The 15883-nt window shown below is 65.3% G+C and carries 12 protein-coding genes and 1 tRNA gene; 8 read left to right on the top strand and 5 right to left on the bottom strand.

The features are described 5' to 3' along the window. Positions 1–180: 180 nt before the first annotated feature. Genes dgcN through DT069_RS11230 form a run of 3 tightly spaced genes read left to right on the top strand, consistent with a single transcriptional unit; the run spans position 181 to position 2944 of the window. Complete coding sequence (dgcN, locus tag DT069_RS11240) at positions 181–1182, top strand: N-acetyltransferase DgcN (RefSeq protein WP_119460394.1); 1002 nt, start codon at positions 181–183, stop codon at positions 1180–1182. A gap of 14 nt (positions 1183–1196) precedes the next feature. Next, positions 1197–2207 (top strand): N-acetyl-D-Glu racemase DgcA, encoded by a 1011-nt coding sequence (gene dgcA / locus DT069_RS11235; protein WP_119460393.1) that lies wholly within the window; start codon positions 1197–1199, stop codon positions 2205–2207. After that, positions 2204–2944 (top strand): hypothetical protein, encoded by a 741-nt coding sequence (locus DT069_RS11230; RefSeq protein WP_119460392.1) that lies wholly within the window; start codon positions 2204–2206, stop codon positions 2942–2944. Before dgcA ends, DT069_RS11230 begins: the two co-directional genes overlap by 4 nt. 5 nt (positions 2945–2949) lie before the next feature. Here the strand turns inward: DT069_RS11230 and DT069_RS11225 are convergent, their stop codons facing one another. From DT069_RS11225 to DT069_RS11210, 4 genes are all read right to left on the bottom strand, one after another. Continuing rightward, entirely contained in the window at positions 2950–4122 is a 1173-nt protein-coding gene (locus DT069_RS11225) for an aminotransferase class V-fold PLP-dependent enzyme (protein WP_119460391.1), read from the bottom strand. 26 nt (positions 4123–4148) lie between these two features. Continuing rightward, on the bottom strand, positions 4149–6230 hold the full coding sequence (locus DT069_RS11220) for a sensor histidine kinase (RefSeq protein WP_162913134.1): 2082 nt from the start codon (positions 6228–6230) through the stop codon (positions 4149–4151). A 459-nt stretch (positions 6231–6689) separates the two neighbouring features. Further along, a complete protein-coding gene (locus DT069_RS11215) occupies positions 6690–7250 on the bottom strand; it encodes a GNAT family N-acetyltransferase (RefSeq protein ID WP_119460389.1) in 561 nt (186 codons plus the stop codon). Continuing rightward, the gene (locus DT069_RS11210; protein ID WP_119460388.1) at positions 7247–8134 is read right to left on the bottom strand and encodes an N-formylglutamate amidohydrolase; all 888 of its coding nucleotides are present in this window, start codon (positions 8132–8134) and stop codon (positions 7247–7249) included. Before DT069_RS11210 ends, DT069_RS11215 begins: the two co-directional genes overlap by 4 nt. Before the next feature lie 260 nt (positions 8135–8394). On the opposite strand from DT069_RS11210, the gene DT069_RS11205 reads away from it, so the two are divergent. The 3 genes from DT069_RS11205 (at position 8395) to DT069_RS11195 (ending at position 12156) form a co-directional block, all read left to right on the top strand. Next, positions 8395–8754, top strand: a complete 360-nt coding sequence (locus DT069_RS11205) for a response regulator (protein ID WP_119460387.1) — start codon at positions 8395–8397, stop codon at positions 8752–8754. A gap of 195 nt (positions 8755–8949) precedes the next feature. Continuing rightward, complete coding sequence (locus DT069_RS11200) at positions 8950–11970, top strand: transglycosylase domain-containing protein (RefSeq protein WP_119460458.1); 3021 nt, start codon at positions 8950–8952, stop codon at positions 11968–11970. Positions 11971–12081: 111 nt separating this feature from the next. Next, a tRNA-Val gene (locus DT069_RS11195) sits at positions 12082–12156 on the top strand. Between the two features lie 276 nt (positions 12157–12432). On the opposite strand, the gene DT069_RS11190 is transcribed toward DT069_RS11195, so the two are convergent. After that, positions 12433–12801: a hypothetical protein gene (locus DT069_RS11190; protein ID WP_162913133.1), complete on the bottom strand. Its 369-nt coding sequence runs from the start codon at positions 12799–12801 to the stop codon at positions 12433–12435. A gap of 287 nt (positions 12802–13088) precedes the next feature. Here DT069_RS11190 and DT069_RS11185 point away from each other — a divergent pair, with 287 nt between their 5' ends. Together DT069_RS11185 and DT069_RS11180 are read left to right on the top strand one after the other, a co-directional pair. Further along, complete coding sequence (locus tag DT069_RS11185; RefSeq protein WP_425450160.1) at positions 13089–13595, top strand: YybH family protein; 507 nt, start codon at positions 13089–13091, stop codon at positions 13593–13595. Between the two features lie 501 nt (positions 13596–14096). Beyond that, the gene (locus DT069_RS11180; RefSeq protein WP_162913132.1) at positions 14097–15656 is read left to right on the top strand and encodes a serine hydrolase; all 1560 of its coding nucleotides are present in this window, start codon (positions 14097–14099) and stop codon (positions 15654–15656) included. Positions 15657–15883 lie beyond the last annotated feature (227 nt).

Genomic DNA, 15883 nt, shown 5'->3' with positions numbered 1-15883 from the left:
TCATTGTCGCGCTTGACGGCGAACGCGTTTCGGTTGGCAGGACGCGTGAGGATTGTCGGAGGTCCGATGTCCCGCCGTCTGCCGCCGCTCAACGCCCTCCGCCCTTAAGAGAAATCCCTGCCGACAAACGCCGATCCTTTAGATAGGATGCCGCCAAAATCGCGTGAGGCAGGGTCGATCATGGCAACAATTCAGCATCCCTATCTGATGTTTCTCGGCGATGTGCCGGACCAGCTCGCCGCCAAGACGGCGCAGGGCATCGTGCATTGGCGCCGAGACTGGTGCGCGGGGCAGCTTCGTCTCGACGGCGCCAAGGCGGATCTCAAGCTCCCCGACATGACCGTCGATGAGGCGGCCGAGGCTGGGGTGAAGACGGTGATCGTCGGCGTAGCGAACCGGGGCGGCCGGATATCCGAAAGCTGGATCCCGGTCCTTGTCCGTGCCCTGGAGAAGGGCATGGACCTGGCCAGCGGCCTGCATCGGCGGCTCAGCGACGTTCCAGCCTTGCGGGAGGCCGCGGCGGCCCATGGCCGGCAACTGTTCGACGTGCGCCACCCGGCGCGGGACTTCGAGGTCGCCACCGGCGTCAAGCGTCCCGGCAAGCGGCTGCTGGCGGTCGGCACCGACTGCTCGGTCGGCAAGATGTACACGACGCTCGCCTGCGAACGCGAGATGCGCCGGCGCGGGATGAAGGCCGATTTCCGCGCTACCGGCCAGACCGGTATCTTCATCGCGGGGGACGGGGTCTCGATCGATGCGGTGGTGGCCGATTTCATCTCCGGCGCGGTCGAATGGCTCTCGCCGGCCAACGATCCCGACCATTGGGACTTGGTCGAGGGCCAGGGCTCGCTGTTCCATCCTTCCTTCGCCGGGGTCAGCCTGGGCCTGCTGCACGGTGCTCAGCCCGACGTTCTGGTGATGTGTCACGAGCCGACGCGGCGTCACATGCGCGGTCTGCCCGACCGGGCGCTGCCGGACCTTGCCGATTGCATGGAGGCGAACATTGCGGCCGCCCGCCTGACCAACCCGGATGTCCGCTGCGTCGGTTTCAGCATCAACACCGCGAGTCTCGACGACCGGGCCGCCGGGGAGTACTTGGCGTCGGTCGAGGACCGGTTCGGGATGCCCGCGGTCGACCCCTTCCGCAACGGCGCCGGGCCGATCGTCGACGCGATCGTCTAGGCGGGGAGTGGACTATGACACAGCGAGAGGACCGTAGGGGCGTAACGGTCGCCTCCGAGAGCTGGCCCATCGCCGGTAGCTTCGCGATCTCGCGCGGCAGCAAGACGGCGGCCGAGGTGGTCGTCGTGACCCTGCGGGAGGAGAACGATCACGGGGCCGCTATCGGCCGCGGCGAATGCGTGCCCTATGGTCGCTATGGCGAGACGATCGCCGGCGTGACGGCGCAGATCGAGGCCCTGCGACCGGCCCTCGAACAGGGCATGGATCGCATGGCGCTGCAGGCGGCCCTGCCGGCCGGGGCGGCCCGCAACGCGGTGGATTGCGCGCTGTGGGATCTGGCGGCGAAGCAGATGGGGCGGTCCGCGGCGGAGCTGGCCGGTCTCTCTCCGCTGCAAGCGGTAACGACCGCCTATACGCTGAGCCTCGGCAACGCCGAGGCGATGGCCGAGGCGGCGCGGGCACAGGCGCACCGGCCGCTTCTGAAACTGAAGCTGACGGGGCCCGGCGATCTCGACCGGGTGCGGGCGGTGCATGCCAACGCGCCGCAGGCGCGGCTGATCATCGACGCGAACGAGGCCTGGACGCCGGCGATCTTCGCCGAACTGGCGCCGCGGCTGGCGCCGCTCGGCGTCGAGATGATCGAGCAGCCTCTGCCGGCCGATGCGGATGCGGCGCTGGCCGACCTCGATCGTCCGATCGCCGTCTGCGCCGACGAAAGCTGCCACGACCGGGCGAGCCTACCGGCGCTCGTCGGCAAGTATGACGCCGTCAATATCAAGCTCGACAAGACCGGCGGCCTGACCGAGGCGCTGGCGCTGGCCGAGTCGGCGCGGGCGCAGGGCTTTGCGCTGATGGTCGGCTGCATGGTCGCGACCTCGCTCGCGATGGCGCCGGCGCTGCTGGTCGCGCAGGGCGCGCGCTGGGTGGATGTCGACGGCCCGCTGCTGCTCGCGCGGGACCGGGAGCCCGGCCTCCGCTATGAGGGCAGCCTCGTCCATCCGGCGCCGCCCGAGCTGTGGGGGTGACGGAAGGGCGCAGACTGCCGCCCCTGCAGATCCTTGCCGACTCGATTCGGTTCCTCTTCGGGCGCTTCCCCACCTTCCTTCGGTTGGCCGCCCTTCCGATTCTGCTGCTCGGCCTGGCGTTCGTGATGCCGAAGATCCTGGCGTCGTCGGGCCAAGCCTCATCCACTGGGCTCTTGTTCGTCGCGTTCACGTCGATTCTCGTCATCTCCTATGTGCTGTCGCTGATCAGCTTCACGACGGCATGGCATCGAGTCGTTATCGACGGGCGATCGCGGTTGAGATTGGGCCGGTCCGAATGGCGCTATCTCGGTTACAGCCTGCTTCTGCTGGTCGGCTTGCTGGTTGCGCAGTTCATCGGCGTGTCTCTGGCGGGTGCGGTTCCCGCCATGGCGGGCAAGGTGGCCGTTGCGCTTGCGCCGCTGCTCCTCGTGTTTTTCCTGGCCGTTCGCGTGATGCTCGTCTTGCCGGCGGCGGCGGCCGGCCAGGCACTGAGCCTGGTCGACGCTTGGGATCTCGCCCGCGGCAACAGCCTACGCCTGATCGGGCTTTTTGCCGTGATCCTGGTGAGTTGGTGGCTTCTCGCCCTGGCCGGCCAGATGCTTGCGACGGCCACGGACATATCCTCGCCTTGGTATCTGGCGATCCGCGGCGCCGAGATGGCCGTGGGTATTCTCTACTGGGGATTGACCGTCACGGCCATGTCGCTCTGCTATCGATGGCTTGTAAGCCCACGGTGAGATGTTTAAGCCAGCTCCGCCACCGCTGTCGCGAAGCGCTCCACCTCCTCCTCGCTGTTGTAGTAATGCACCGACGCGCGCACGAGATCGGGGAGCCGGCGCGCCGTGGCGTCGAGCAGGGTGGAGCCCGGGCCGGAGACGGAGACGTTGATCCGCCGGGCCCGTAGGAGACGGGCCATCTCCTCCGCGGTCTTCGTCGCGACCGTGAAGCTGACGATGCCGCAGCGCCGTTCGCCGATATCGGTCACCGAGATGCCGGCGATCCGGCCGAGCCGGTCGCGCAGCGTGGCGGCCAAGGCCGTCACCCGCGCTTCGATCGCGGGCAGGCCCCAGTCGAGCGCGTAGGCGACCGCGGTGCCGAGGCCGATCAGGCCGGCGACGTTGTTCTCCCAGTTCTCGAAGCGGCGGGCGTCGGGCCGCATCTCGTACCGGTCGGCCGCGACCCAGCGCGCCGCGTGCAGATCGAGGAAGGGCGGCTCGAGCCGGTCCAGAATCGCGCGGCGAACATAGAGGAAGCCCGTCCCGCGCGGCCCACGGAGATATTTCCGTCCGGTCGCCGACAGCATGTCGCAGCCCAGCGCCTCAACGTCGAGCGCCAGTTGCCCGGCCGACTGGCAGGCATCGAGCAGGAAGGGAATATTGTGGGCGCGCGCGACCCGGCCGACCGCCTCCGCGGGGTTCACGAGGCCGCTATTGGTCGGTACGTGGGTGATCGCGATCAGCTTGACGCGATCATCGATCATCGACGTCAGAGCCTCGATGGAAAGCTGACCGCTCTCGTCGTTCGGCACGGCCTCCACGACGGCCCCGGTGCGGGCGGCGACCTGGAGAAAGGCAATGAAATTGCTCGCATACTCCGCGCGTGCGGTCAGGATGCGGTCGCCCGGTCCGAGCTTCAGGCCATAGAACGCCATCGACCAGCCGACCGTCGCGTTCTCCACCAGGGCGATCTCGTCGAATCGGCAATTAAGCAGCCGGGCGATCGAGGCGTAGGTGTGATCGATCGCGTCGCGCGCGGCTTCCGCCGCTTCATAGGCGCCGATTGTGGCTTCGCGCTGCAGATGAGCGATCTGCGCCGCGAGCACCGGCTGCGGCATCAGCGAGGCGCCCGCATTGTTGAAATGCAGCAGCGTTGCCGTGGCGGGTGTGTCGCGGCGGGCACGGTCGAGGTCGATCATCCTGCGTGCTCCAGTTTCCTTGCGCCTCAGGCAGCGCGCTCGGGCGGCAGGCAGACGGAGACGGCGGTCCCGATGCCAGGCTGGCTTGCCAGCTGAAGGCTGCCGCGGTGAAGTTCGGTAAGCGCGCGGCTCAGCGGCAGACCCAGCCCGGTCCCGTTATATTTGCGGGCCAGCGTGCTGTCGACCTGGCCGAATACCGACATGGCTTGCGGAATATCCTCGGTGGCGATGCCGATCCCGGTGTCCATAACGCTGAGCCGAAGGGCCCCGTCGCTGTCGCGGTCCGCCTTCAGCGTGATGCTGCCGCCGCTCGGCGTGAACTTGACCGCGTTCGACAGCAAATTGAGCAGGATCTGCTTGAGTGCCCGCTTGTCGGCCCTCACCGCAGGCAGTCCAGGCTCGATATCGACGGTTATCGACAAACCCGCGGCCTGCGCCCGCTCGCGGATGATGCGCAGGACCGATGCGAAAAGCTCGTCGAGCTCGACATGCTCCTCGTTCAACTCGAACTTGCCGGCTTCGATCTTCGACAGGTCGAGGATGTCGTTGATGAGTTCCAGCAGCAGGCTGCCGCTCAAATGGATGTCCTGGACATAGCCGCGATAGGCTTCGCAGCCGACCGGGCCGAAGAGCTCGTCCTTCATGATCTCCGAAAAGCCGAGAACGGCGTTCAGCGGTGTGCGAAGCTCGTGGCTGATATTGGCGAGAAACTCGGTTTTCGCACGGTTGGCCAGCTCTGCCTGGTCCTTCGCTGCCATCAGTTCCCGTTCGGTCCGCTTGCGTTCGGTAATGTCGCGGGCGGAACTAACGAAGCCGCCGCCGGGCATCGGATTGCGCCGCAGTTCCAGAACCCGCCCGCCCGGGCGCGTATATTCCGTCGGCGTGCGATCGCAGCGCATGGCGGCGGCCAGGCGCTCGGCGATGACCTCCTCGGCCGGTCGCGGGGCGTAATCGCCACGCTTGGCATTGAACCGGAGCAGGTCGACGAAGGAGAGCCCCGGCCGCAGCAGCGTCTCGGGAAAGTCGTGCATCGCGGCGTAGGTCCGGTTCCAGATAACCAGCTTCAGATCCTTGTCGAACACGCTGATGCCTTCGCCGACGCTGTCGAGCGTCGCATGCTGGAGCGCGGCGAGCTTCTCGAGCTGCTCGTTCTTGGCGGCGATCACCTCGAGATGGCGCCGGTTCTCCCGTCGACCCTGATCGATCTGCCGCAGAATGACGAAAGCCAGCAGGCCGATCAGCGCGAAGGCGCCGCCGACCGGCGGCAGCACCGACCAGAGCATCTGATTGCCGGGCGTATCCGGCGACCAGACCAGTGCGCCGAGCCGCCTACCGTCGGTGGACAGGAGCGGGAGCGACGGCCGGTCGAACTCGTCTGCGCTGAGAACGACCGACAGGTCATCGAATCCGTAATCCTCCGCGATCACGGAAAGCCATGCCGAGTCGAGCGCCTTGCCGAAGATCAGCAGATGAGACCTGTCCCGCGTCGTGCTGGGTTCTGCCGCGCTGGTGCGCATGATCGGCGTAACGGCGGCCAGATGGATTGTCCCGTTCATCCGAACGATGCCGGTGACCGAGGTCGGCTCTCCCGATGTTCCCGTCGACGGCCCCGCTCGTGCCGCCTCGATCAATGTCTCGAGTCCGCGAGGTGGCTTCACTCTCGATTCGAGTGTTACGGGCTCTCCGTTATGAAAGCGGAACAGCAACCGGTCTTGCGAATCGAGGACGAAGCTTTCGCTGACCCCGGAGGCTTGATGCGGATCATGACTGATATTCTCGCGCGCCCAAGCCGCGTTCGGCTCCTCGACGAGGTTGCGAACCGCGTCGTCCGACCAGGCATGGTCCCGATTGACCCGGACGAGGTCGCGGGACTGGGCCGTAAGGAGCGACTGTGCCAATTCGATCGATTTTGCCGTTGCGACCATGTCCTGGCCGCGCGCCGCGGCGAAGATCAGGCCGCCAATCACTGCCGCGCCGATCCCCAGCAATCCGAGGAACGGCAAGACAGACCAGCGGGCGATCGGCTTGCGCTCGACGGGTCCGTACTTTCCGATTCTTCTTACCCCCTGCCGCGATATCCGTGCCTGACCCTCGTGTGACGATTCCAACGCTTGGGATCCAAGCGTTGCGTGAATCAGCCCACTAGCGGCACGTCCTCGGCCGGCGGTCTTCCGCCGCCGGCGTCGGGTTGCAATTCTTACCGCAGGTTCGCGGGTTGGAAAGAGAAAACCGATCCGATCCTGGACGGCCGGAGCCCGAGCCGGGGGCGACGGCCAGTTTCCGGGTTGCGCAAAACGCATTGCCGCGATGCTGCTTTTGCAATGCAGCAATTTTGCCCGCAGTTCGGCGGGAATCGGCGAAATGAAGCGAGGTCTGGCGCTTCTGAAAAGGTGGAGGGGCGGGTTGAAAACACCCTCGACACTCTTCATATTGTGCAGCGCGGCATGGTGGCAATATTCCCATATTGCCCGGCCGCATCGCCCTTCGGGCGTTTCCTCCCTGAACTTGGGCCGTGCTTATGCACGGCCCTTTTTTTTGCGGCTAGGAATGGCGTGGAGCCGCAGTTTTCAGCGCTTGGGGAGTGTGTCGTTGGCCTCCCCGAGGCTGAGCTGCATGATCACGCTGTCGACCCAGCGGCCCAGCTTGAACCCGACCGAGCGCAACAGCGCCGCGCGCTGGAAGCCGAGGCTCTCATGCAGCCTGATCGAGGCGCTGTTGCCAGAGTCGCCGATGACCGCGACCATCTGTCGCATGCCTAGATCGGTGCAGCGGCGGATCACTCCGCCGAGCGCGGCCCGGCCGAATCCCTGTCCGACCGCCTCGGGTGCGACATAGACGGAATCTTCCACCGTATAGCGATAGGCGGTACGCGGCCGGAACGGACCGGCATAGGCGAAGCCGCGGACGAGCCCGTCGCGTTTGGCGACCAGATAGGGGAGTCCGCGCCCGAGAATCTCCCGTCGCCGCCGGTCCATCTCGGTCTCGTCCGGCGCCACTTCCTCGAAGGAGGCGACGCCGTGAAGCACGTGATGGGCATAAATCCGCTGGATGGCGGCGACGTCCTCCGACGTGGCTTCCTCGATAACTATACCGCCTGGAGTCTGGCTCGGTGCCGTAGCTGCGTTCATTGCGCCAGAACCGTCGAGCCGTTGGCGCTGATCTCGCGGACCAGCTCGCTCATGCCCCGATACAGCGCGTCGAAGCCGGAGCTGCGTTGGATGATCGCTTCGTCCATATAGAGCGCTCGATTGATCTCGATCTGCAGGGCGTGGATTCCCTCGGCCGGCTGCCCGTAATGCTGGGTCACGAACCCGCCGGAATAGGGCATGTTGCGGGCCACGAGATAGCCCTGCCGGCGCAGCAGCCGCTCGACCTCGTCGATGATCGACGGCGCGCAGGAACTTGCATAGCAATCACCGAGAACGAAATCGACACGCTCCCGGCCGGCATCGCGCTCCATCGGAGCGCCGATCGACGGCATCGAATGGCAGTCGATCAGCAGGCAGTAGCCGAAGCGCTCCCGCGTCGCGTGCAGGAGGCGTCGCAGCGTGTCGTGATAAGGCCTGTAATATCGGTCGATGCGGGCCTTGGCGTCGGCGAAGCGGAGCTTCTTTTTATAGATCTCCTCGCCGCTGGCGACGACCCGCGCGATCGTTCCCAGGCCTGCCGCCACTCGCGGCGAGGTTATGTTGGCATAGGCGGGGAGTTCATCCTCGAACATCATCGGGTCAAGCTCGAACGGCTCGCGATTGGGGTCGATGAATGCACGGGGGAACAGGGCGCGGATCAGCGGCGCGCCGTGGTCCGGCGCGGCCGCGAAGAGCTCGTCGACGAAGCTGTCTTCGGATTTGCGCAACGACAACGCATCGAGACGCGAGGCCGCAATGAACTCTTCGGGATATTCGATGCCGCTATGGGGCGACGAGAACACGACCGGGACGGTTTGCTCCGCCGGCATCAAGAGTTCCAGTGGCGGGCGCAGATCTGCGCCATCGTCGGTTAATACGCTCATCCTCGATTCACCTAGTGGTCTGCCCGCAGCGCTTGGCTCCCCAAGCGTTGCGTGAATCCGCCTGCCAAATCAAACCGTTTGTGGTTCGTTCGTCGATTATCGGCCGATCGTCCGTTCCGGGAGGAAACCCCCTGCAATACTAAGCATATTTTCAAACTCACCTCATAGGCTATAGTTCCTGCAGCTTCGGCGTTCACCACGGCGCATTTTCCCGCATCTCGCTTCCGAATCTTGCTCTCGAATTTTGTTCCCGACTGGCCATGGCGCGGATCCTCATCGCAGAAGACGACGACAGCATGCGGGAATTCCTTGCTCGCTCGCTGCGCCGCGCGGGCTATGAGGTTGAATTGGCCGGCAACGGATTGGAGGCGATCTCCGCCCTGACGCAGCAGGAGTTCGACTTGCTGCTGGCCGATGTGGTCATGCCGGGCATCGACGGCATCGAATTGGCGCGCCGCGCCGCACGCGAGAATCCGCACCTCAAGGTCCTGTTCATCACCGGCTTCGCCGCGGTTGCGCTGCGCGCGCGCTCCGGGATGCCCGGCGATCCGAAGATCCTGTCCAAGCCGTTTCATCTCAAGGACCTGGTCAGCCAGATCGACCAGATGCTCTGCGCCTGAATCCCTCTCGTTAGAGATCCTTAACGACAGGGCGCGTGCATTGGCGTGAAGTGTTTTACTTGCCTTCCTCTGGCCTTCCTCTTGGCGATCTGCTATAATTTGAAATAAATTTTGGCCGAGGGCGGACGAATGTTCGCCACATTCAGGCGGCATTTCGCCGACTTGCGACGCGGCCGAACAGAAAAGTTGGGCGTCATGAGTCGCTTCGGGTGGCGGCACGTGTTCAAGTTCGGCGTGATCCTCGCTGTGATCGCCGGGTCGGCCTGGGGGATCGCCGCGGAAATTCGCACTTCGCGGCTGCAAGCCCTGATTCTGTCGCGGTTCGCTCAGGATTTCGAGTTTTCCGTCGGGGCGGGCGCGAGTCCGTCGATATATTTTCCGACGGCAGGGCCCTACAACGAACGCCTCGGCTACGCCAGGCTGCCGTCCTTCATCCAATCCCTGACCGCCGGCGGTTTCGTGATCGATCGGCAGGCGCAGCTATCACCGCAGCTCTCCAGCTTCATCACGCGGGGCGGTTTTCCGGTCTTCCACGAGAAGACCCAGGCGGGGCTTCGATTGCTCGACCGCAGCGGCGCCACCCTGTTTCACGAGTCCTATCCGGGGCGGGTCTATCCGAGCTTCGAGACGGTTCCGTCGCTGGTCACGGACACGCTGCTGTTCATCGAGAACCGCGAGCTGCTCGATCCGCGCCATCCCAACCGCAACCCGGCGGTCGAATGGGATCGGCTGGCGACGGTGATCGTCGACTTCGTGCGTCAGATCGGGAATCCGGGGCTGAATATCGCCGGCGGCAGCACGCTCGCCACCCAGATCGAGAAATATCGCCATTCCCCCGAGGGGCAGACCCTGAATGCCGAGGGCAAGCTGCGGCAGATGGTGTCGGCCAGCCTGCGCGCCTATCTCGACGGTCCGGATACGACCACGGTGCGGCGGCGGATCGTCACAGACTACCTGAATTCCACACCGCTGACGGCGCGGGCCGGATTCGGCGAGGTCCATGGCCTGGGCGACGGTCTTTGGGCCTGGTACGGCGCCGATTTCGAGACCGTCAATCGGCTGCTGCGCGCGCCGGCCCCAGCGGGATTGGCCCTGACGGGCTCCGAGATCGAGCGGCGCGCGCTTGCCTATAAGCAGGTCTTGAGCCTGTTGCTGGCGCAGCGGCGGCCATCCTTCTATCTGCTGTCTGATGGCGCGGCCTTGCGCAGGCTGACCGATACCTACCTGCGCCTGCTCGCCCATGCCGGCATTATCGACCAGGGCCTGCGCGACGCCGCCCTCGCGGCGGAGCTGCGCTTCCGTCAGGACCGGCCGACCCCGGCCCCGGTGTCCTTCGTCGAGCGGAAGGCGGCCAACGCGATCCGGTCGCGGCTGCTGCCAATGCTCGGCCTGCCGAGCCTCTATCAACTCGACCGGCTGGATCTCACGGTGTCGACAACGCTCGACGATCCGGTCCAGGAGGCGGTCACCGGTGTCCTGCGGCAGCTCCGCGATCGCGCCTATGCCGAGACGCTCGGTCTGACCGGTCCCCGCCTGCTCGATAAGGGTGATCCCGCGCGCGTGATCTACAGCGTCACGCTGATGGAGCGCGGGCCGAACGCCAATTACGTCCGCCTGCAGGCCGACAATCTCGACCGGCCGCTCGACATCAACGAAGGCGCGAAGCTCGATCTCGGGTCCACCGCGAAGCTGCGCACCCTCGTTACCTATCTCGAGATCGCCGCCACACTGCACGGGCGCTACGGCCATCTCGGCCGTGAGGAACTCGCCGCGGTCGAATCGGATTCATCCGATCCGCTGACGCTCTGGGCGGTCCGCCATCTGTCCGCCGCCAAGGATAAGAGCCTCGCCGCGCTGCTCGACGCGGCGATGGCGCGGCGCTATTCGGCCAGCCCGGCCGAGCGCTTTTTCACCGGCGGCGGGGTCCACCGCTTCGGGAACTTCGACAGTGCCGATGACGGCCGCGTCATGTCGGTGGCCGAGGCGTTCCGGAACTCGGTCAATCTGGTGTTCATCCGGATGATGCGCGATATCGTCGCGTTCCATATCGCCGAGGGGACGGACGGGGCGGGCGCCCTTCTCGCTGATCCGGAGCATCCGGCGCGGCGGCATTATCTCGAGCGTTTCGCGGATCGCGAGGGGAGCGATTTCCTCAATCGGTTCTATAAGGATTATCGCGGCCGCAGCCCGGACGAGGCGCTGAACCTGCTGGCAAGCCGCATTCGTCCGAAGCTGGAGCGGTTCGCCGTGATCTTCCGGTCGGTTCGCCCCGACGCGGACCTCGACACCTTCGCCGCCTTCCTGCGAGAGCGGATGCCGGGCGCCGACATCGACCCGGCGACGGTCGGTCGGCTCTATGAGAAGCACGCGCCGGGGCGCTTCAACCTCGCCGACCGCGGCTATCTGGCACGCGTTCATCCGCTGGAGCTGTGGCTGGCCGCCTACCTGCAGACCCATCCGGGCGCGTCGCGCTCCGAGATGCTGGCGGCCAGCGACGCCGAGCGGCAGGCCGCCTATGCTTGGCTGTTCAAGACGCGCCGCAAATCGGTGCAGGACACGCGGGTCCGGACCCTCCTCGAAGAGGACGCCTTCGTTCGGATTCATCGCGCTTGGCAGCGGCTCGGCTATCCCTTCGACAGCCTTGTGCCGTCCTATGCGACCGCGATCGGCAGCTCGGCGGACCGGCCGGCCGCGCTGGGTGAGCTGATGGGCATCATCCTCAATGACGGCTTGCGCCTGCCGACGATCCGCATCGAACGGCTCGATTTCGCCGTCGGCACGCCCTACGAGACGGCTCTGAAGCGGAAGCTGGGCAAGGCCGAGCGGGTTCTGGCGCCCGAAGTGGCCGCGACGGTGCGTCGGGCGCTGCGGGATGTCGCCGAGAACGGCACGGCGCGACGCATCGACGGCGCCTTTGTCGGCGAGGACGGCGCCGTCATTCCGATCGGCGGCAAGACCGGCACGGGCGATCACCGGCATGTCCGCTACGGGGCGGGGCGGCAGCTTATCGAGTCCCGCGTGGTGAACCGGACCGCGACTTTCGTCTTCTTCATCGGGGAACGGTTCTTCGGCACCATCACGGCCCATGTTCCCGGCCCCGAGGCCGCCGAATATCGCTTTACCAGCGGGTTGCCGGCGCAGTTGCTGAAGGCCCTCGCCCCGACCCTGCAGCCGCTGCTGGCGACGCAGGCGCCGACGGCGGTTCCGACCCTGTAGGCCTGGTCAAGCTGAGGTTTTGCTGGGGGCTTGCAAAGCCGGCGGCGGAATGCTAATTGCCCACTCCTCATACGGATCGGTCCCAAGGTTCCCGACGATCGATCCGCGGATGGGCGCGTAGCTCAGCGGGAGAGCACTACGTTGACATCGTAGGGGTCACTGGTTCAATCCCAGTCGCGCCCACCATCCTTTCCCTCTTGTTTTCATGGCCTTAGATCTGGCTGAAGCAACGGAAGGCGGAGCCAAACATCCGTTGACCCCGGCCGTTTCATTGACGGCTGCGGCCGATATCGATCAGACTGGAAGACGTCATGCGGGATCTCGGATAACTCCGGGGGCGACGGATCAGGCCGTGACATCGTCCGGAATATATTGGGTCCAGGTGGTCGCGTAGGATTCCGGGCGTGCTTCCCCGCGTGTTCCGCGTGAGCGGTTCCGAACGCTGCGCGGATCGTCTGTCGCCTAGCTACGGGCGCGATCCTCGGCGCTGCGCGACCAGGCGGCCTCGACCCTACAGCGCACCGAGGTGGTCTCGATCCCGCCATCCGCCGCGCCATCCGCATCGGACCACGGCGCCTGCATCCAGACCTCGTGGGTGCCGCTGGCGTCGAGCAGGCCCATCGACTCCGGTTCGGCCGAGAGCGCGAAGGCGAGGCGCTGGCATCCGCTCGTGATCGCGTCCCCGCGCGCCTGCATCTGGCCGATGAAGGGCATCATGACAAAGCCCATTGCGACGAGAAACAACAGGACGAAAAGCCCATGCTCGGACGGCATCAGGCGGCGGAGGACAGTCCTCGTCGGCGAACGGGAATTCTTGCGGGTAGCGGGCATGGTGGCGGCGCCTCGTGGTCCAATCCGGCATCGAGGGCCGGTGCCCCAGTCATAGCTTAAGAAAGGTAAAGAAAACCTTGCCGATCCGAACTTGGAACGAGCCGAGAGTGGCGAAGCGGAAAGCCCACGAGCCGCTTCGGCGGAAAGCCACGTGAGATGAGATGGCGCCGGGCGCTCGAGTCCCAAGATTCTGTCGTTAAGGCTGCAAGGCCGATCCCCACCCCGCCAATACCACGAAAGAACTCAAGAACCGACCGACCGCTCGATGGGGTTCTCCCGGCGACCCTATGGTCATCAGCAAGGCGCTGCAAGAGAAGGAAGGTAATCCGATGCTGCAGGTCTTTCCAGCAATGACCTTTGTGCTGACGCTCATCGGCGCGCCCGCGACGACGCCCATCGCGAGCGCCCAGTCACAACAGGACCCCGGGATCCCCGAAGATGTCCAGGCCGCCTATGAGACCTGGAATAAAGCCTTCACCGAAGGTGACGCCAGGACCCTTGCCGAAACCTATCTCCCGGACGCCAAGCTGCTGCCCCCGACCCATACGGTCCTGTTGGGTCCAGCGGAGATCGAAGAGTTTTTCGCCGGGCTCTTCGCCAACGGCGTGACGGACCAGAACCTGGAAATCATCGAGCCGGGCGGCGACGGCAGGATCGTCTACGGCACCGCGAACTGGTCGGCTCAAGGCGAGGGAAACGACGGCGCGGCCCAGACTCTCGGCGGCATCGCCACGCACGTGTTCGAGCGGCAGGAAGACGGGTCTCTGAAGCTCCGGCTGCACACCTTCAACTAGCAAGCATAGCGTTAGCGCTTTCACGGTCTCCAACCAGCGCGCGCAGGCGATCTTCGAAGCAATGTAGAGATCGAGCCGAACCCTTGCGGCCGATCCGCTCGCACACGCGGGGAAAAGTCGGATGCGCGGCGATGAGCCCTATGCGGATGGGCTTTCCGGCGTGGCGGGATTGAACTGCGGCCCGGGCTCCTCTTGCCGTGGATGGGCCTCCTGTGAGAGCGTCTTTTAACCGCCGCCGCGGCGGCGAAGAAATGGCTCAGTGAAGGTTAGATCATGACAGGGCACAGAAGCATCTGGAGCGGCGGCGTTGCGCTCTGCGTCTCGCTACTCATCGGCACTTCTCCCGTATATTCGGATCAGACAAGGATCAAGGCCGATGAGCCTCGTTCCAGCGACGCGGCATCGGTGCTCATGGACAGCACTGCCTTCCTTCCGCCAGACGGCGCAGAAGATGCTAGGCATGAATTCACCGGCACGCTCGTGATTTCCGCTGAGGTGGAGATGAGCACGGAACCGGCGCAGTTCTCCTCTCGCGAGGTCCTGGGCAAGGATCCGAAGATGTTTCCCGCGGTCGAGATCCCCTTCTTCACGCATGACGGCGATCTCGTTCCGGTCTCCCGGGATGTCATCCGCTACGGCTCGACGGCGAAGGGCCGCAGTTTCTGGGACATCATCGTCCAGCCGGGACGCGTATGGTCGGAACCTGGCGACAATGGCTGGTCGCGTGCGTCCTTTCCCTTCGCCCTCATGCATCTCATCGAGGGCGAGACGCATAACGGAGTCGCCATGTTCCTCTACAACGAGGACCAGGTCTCCGATGTCCGCTTCCAGATTGTGCAACAAACCGCGCCCTTTTACGTCACTGACTATTTCACGGCCTGGGGCCAGGCGCCGGCGAGATACCGGCCGGGCGGGGTTGAAGGCCTCGATCGGTTGAAACGCGCCTACGAGGCGGAAGTCGCCGACCGGTTCCCGATCGCCAGCTGGGATGAATTGGCGGCGAAGGTCGGGGCAGACAAGCTCGAGGAGTTCGAGAGCGCGATGAACCAGGATGAGGTTCTCGTGAGCGGGCTCGTCCATGATGGCACGCTCTACCGGAAGGCCTGCAAGAGCGCCTCGGGCGAACTGCCCTATTGCGACCGCCAGCGGTTCGGCGTGTGGTCTGCCACCAAATCGACGGCGGCCGCGACGGCGATGTTGCACCTCGCCCAGAAATACGGACCGGAGATCTTCGAGGAGAAGGTCGGAGATTACGTCGAAGTCTCGGCCGAGCATGACGGGTGGAACGACGTCACCTTCGGCGATGTGCTCAACATGGCGACCGGGGTCGGCTTCGGCACGACGCAGCGCACGCCCAACGACATCAATGACGGTTATCTCGAGGGCAATTATGCGGCCTGGTACGAGGCAAAGTCGGAGGCGGCGAAGGTCGCCGAGGGTTTCAAATCGCCGGATCTGCCCTGGGAGCCAAGTGAGGTCGTGCGCTATCGCGACCAGGACATGTTCCTGCTCGGCGTCCTGCTGGATGAGTACCTGAAGCGGAAGGAAGGGCCGGATGCCGACCTGTGGAACATGCTCGTCGAGGAGGTCTACAAGCCGATCGGCATTCATCACGCGCCCACGAACAAGACGATCGAGCCCGACGGCCGTGAGGGCCAGCCGATGATGCTCTACGGCTACTATCCGACCCTCGGCGATCTGGCCAAGATCGCGCAGCTTTATCATGACCGTGGAAAGCATGACGGTGAGCAGATTTTACATGCGGCCAAGCTCGAGGAGATGATCTACGGCACCCATGAACGCGGCCTGCCCACGGGGGAAGAGATCGGTGACAGCCAAGGGCGCTATCACATGGCGTTCTGGCACGCGCCGTACGACTCCGAGGATGGCTGCAGCCTTTACGTGCCGATGATGCGCGGTTGGGGTGGCAACTTGGTCGTGCTGATGCCGGATGAGTTGACGGGGATCCGCCTTGCCAAGAACTGGGAGGGCGGCGAGGCGGTCACCGACGTGAGCGGGATGGCGACCGTAGCCGACCGGCTTGCTCGTTTCTGTGACTAGGAGCGTATCAGGAATGCGCGCGCCGAGACCCACGACGTCGCGGCCGAGGCCCAGCGGGCCCGCGCGGCGTTGGCGGGCGAGGAGGGCGACAGCCTCCGGGCGGCGGAACAGCGGGGCAAGGCTCACGCCAAGGCCGAGGACCCGGCCATCAGGCGCGGTCGCTAAGTCCGCGAGAGTCGCCGGCATGTCGAAGAGTCCGAGGATCGCCGCCTTCGGCTCCCGATTGG

The sequence above is a fragment of the Virgifigura deserti genome, assembly GCA_003576685.1.
In the GTDB taxonomy this organism is placed as follows: Bacteria; Pseudomonadota; Alphaproteobacteria; order Dongiales; family Dongiaceae; genus Virgifigura; species Virgifigura deserti.
This window is presented reverse-complemented; position numbering and strand designations above follow the sequence as displayed.

Excerpts from the sequence above, each read along its gene's own strand:
- DT069_RS11210 (WP_119460388.1), bottom strand. The coding sequence starts at position 8,134 with ATGAGCGTATTAACCGACGATGGCGCAGATCTGCGCCCGCCACTGGAA.
- DT069_RS11185 (WP_425450160.1), top strand. The coding sequence starts at position 13,089 with ATGGTCATCAGCAAGGCGCTGCAAGAGAAGGAAGGTAATCCGATGCTG.
- DT069_RS11190 (WP_162913133.1), bottom strand. The coding sequence starts at position 12,801 with ATGCCCGCTACCCGCAAGAATTCCCGTTCGCCGACGAGGACTGTCCTC.
- dgcN (WP_119460394.1), top strand. The coding sequence starts at position 181 with ATGGCAACAATTCAGCATCCCTATCTGATGTTTCTCGGCGATGTGCCG.
- DT069_RS11180 (WP_162913132.1), top strand. The coding sequence starts at position 14,097 with ATGAGCACGGAACCGGCGCAGTTCTCCTCTCGCGAGGTCCTGGGCAAG.
- dgcA (WP_119460393.1), top strand. The coding sequence starts at position 1,197 with ATGACACAGCGAGAGGACCGTAGGGGCGTAACGGTCGCCTCCGAGAGC.
- DT069_RS11215 (WP_119460389.1), bottom strand. The coding sequence starts at position 7,250 with ATGAACGCAGCTACGGCACCGAGCCAGACTCCAGGCGGTATAGTTATC.
- DT069_RS11225 (WP_119460391.1), bottom strand. The coding sequence starts at position 4,122 with ATGATCGACCTCGACCGTGCCCGCCGCGACACACCCGCCACGGCAACG.
- DT069_RS11205 (WP_119460387.1), top strand. The coding sequence starts at position 8,395 with ATGGCGCGGATCCTCATCGCAGAAGACGACGACAGCATGCGGGAATTC.
- DT069_RS11200 (WP_119460458.1), top strand. The coding sequence starts at position 8,950 with ATGAGTCGCTTCGGGTGGCGGCACGTGTTCAAGTTCGGCGTGATCCTC.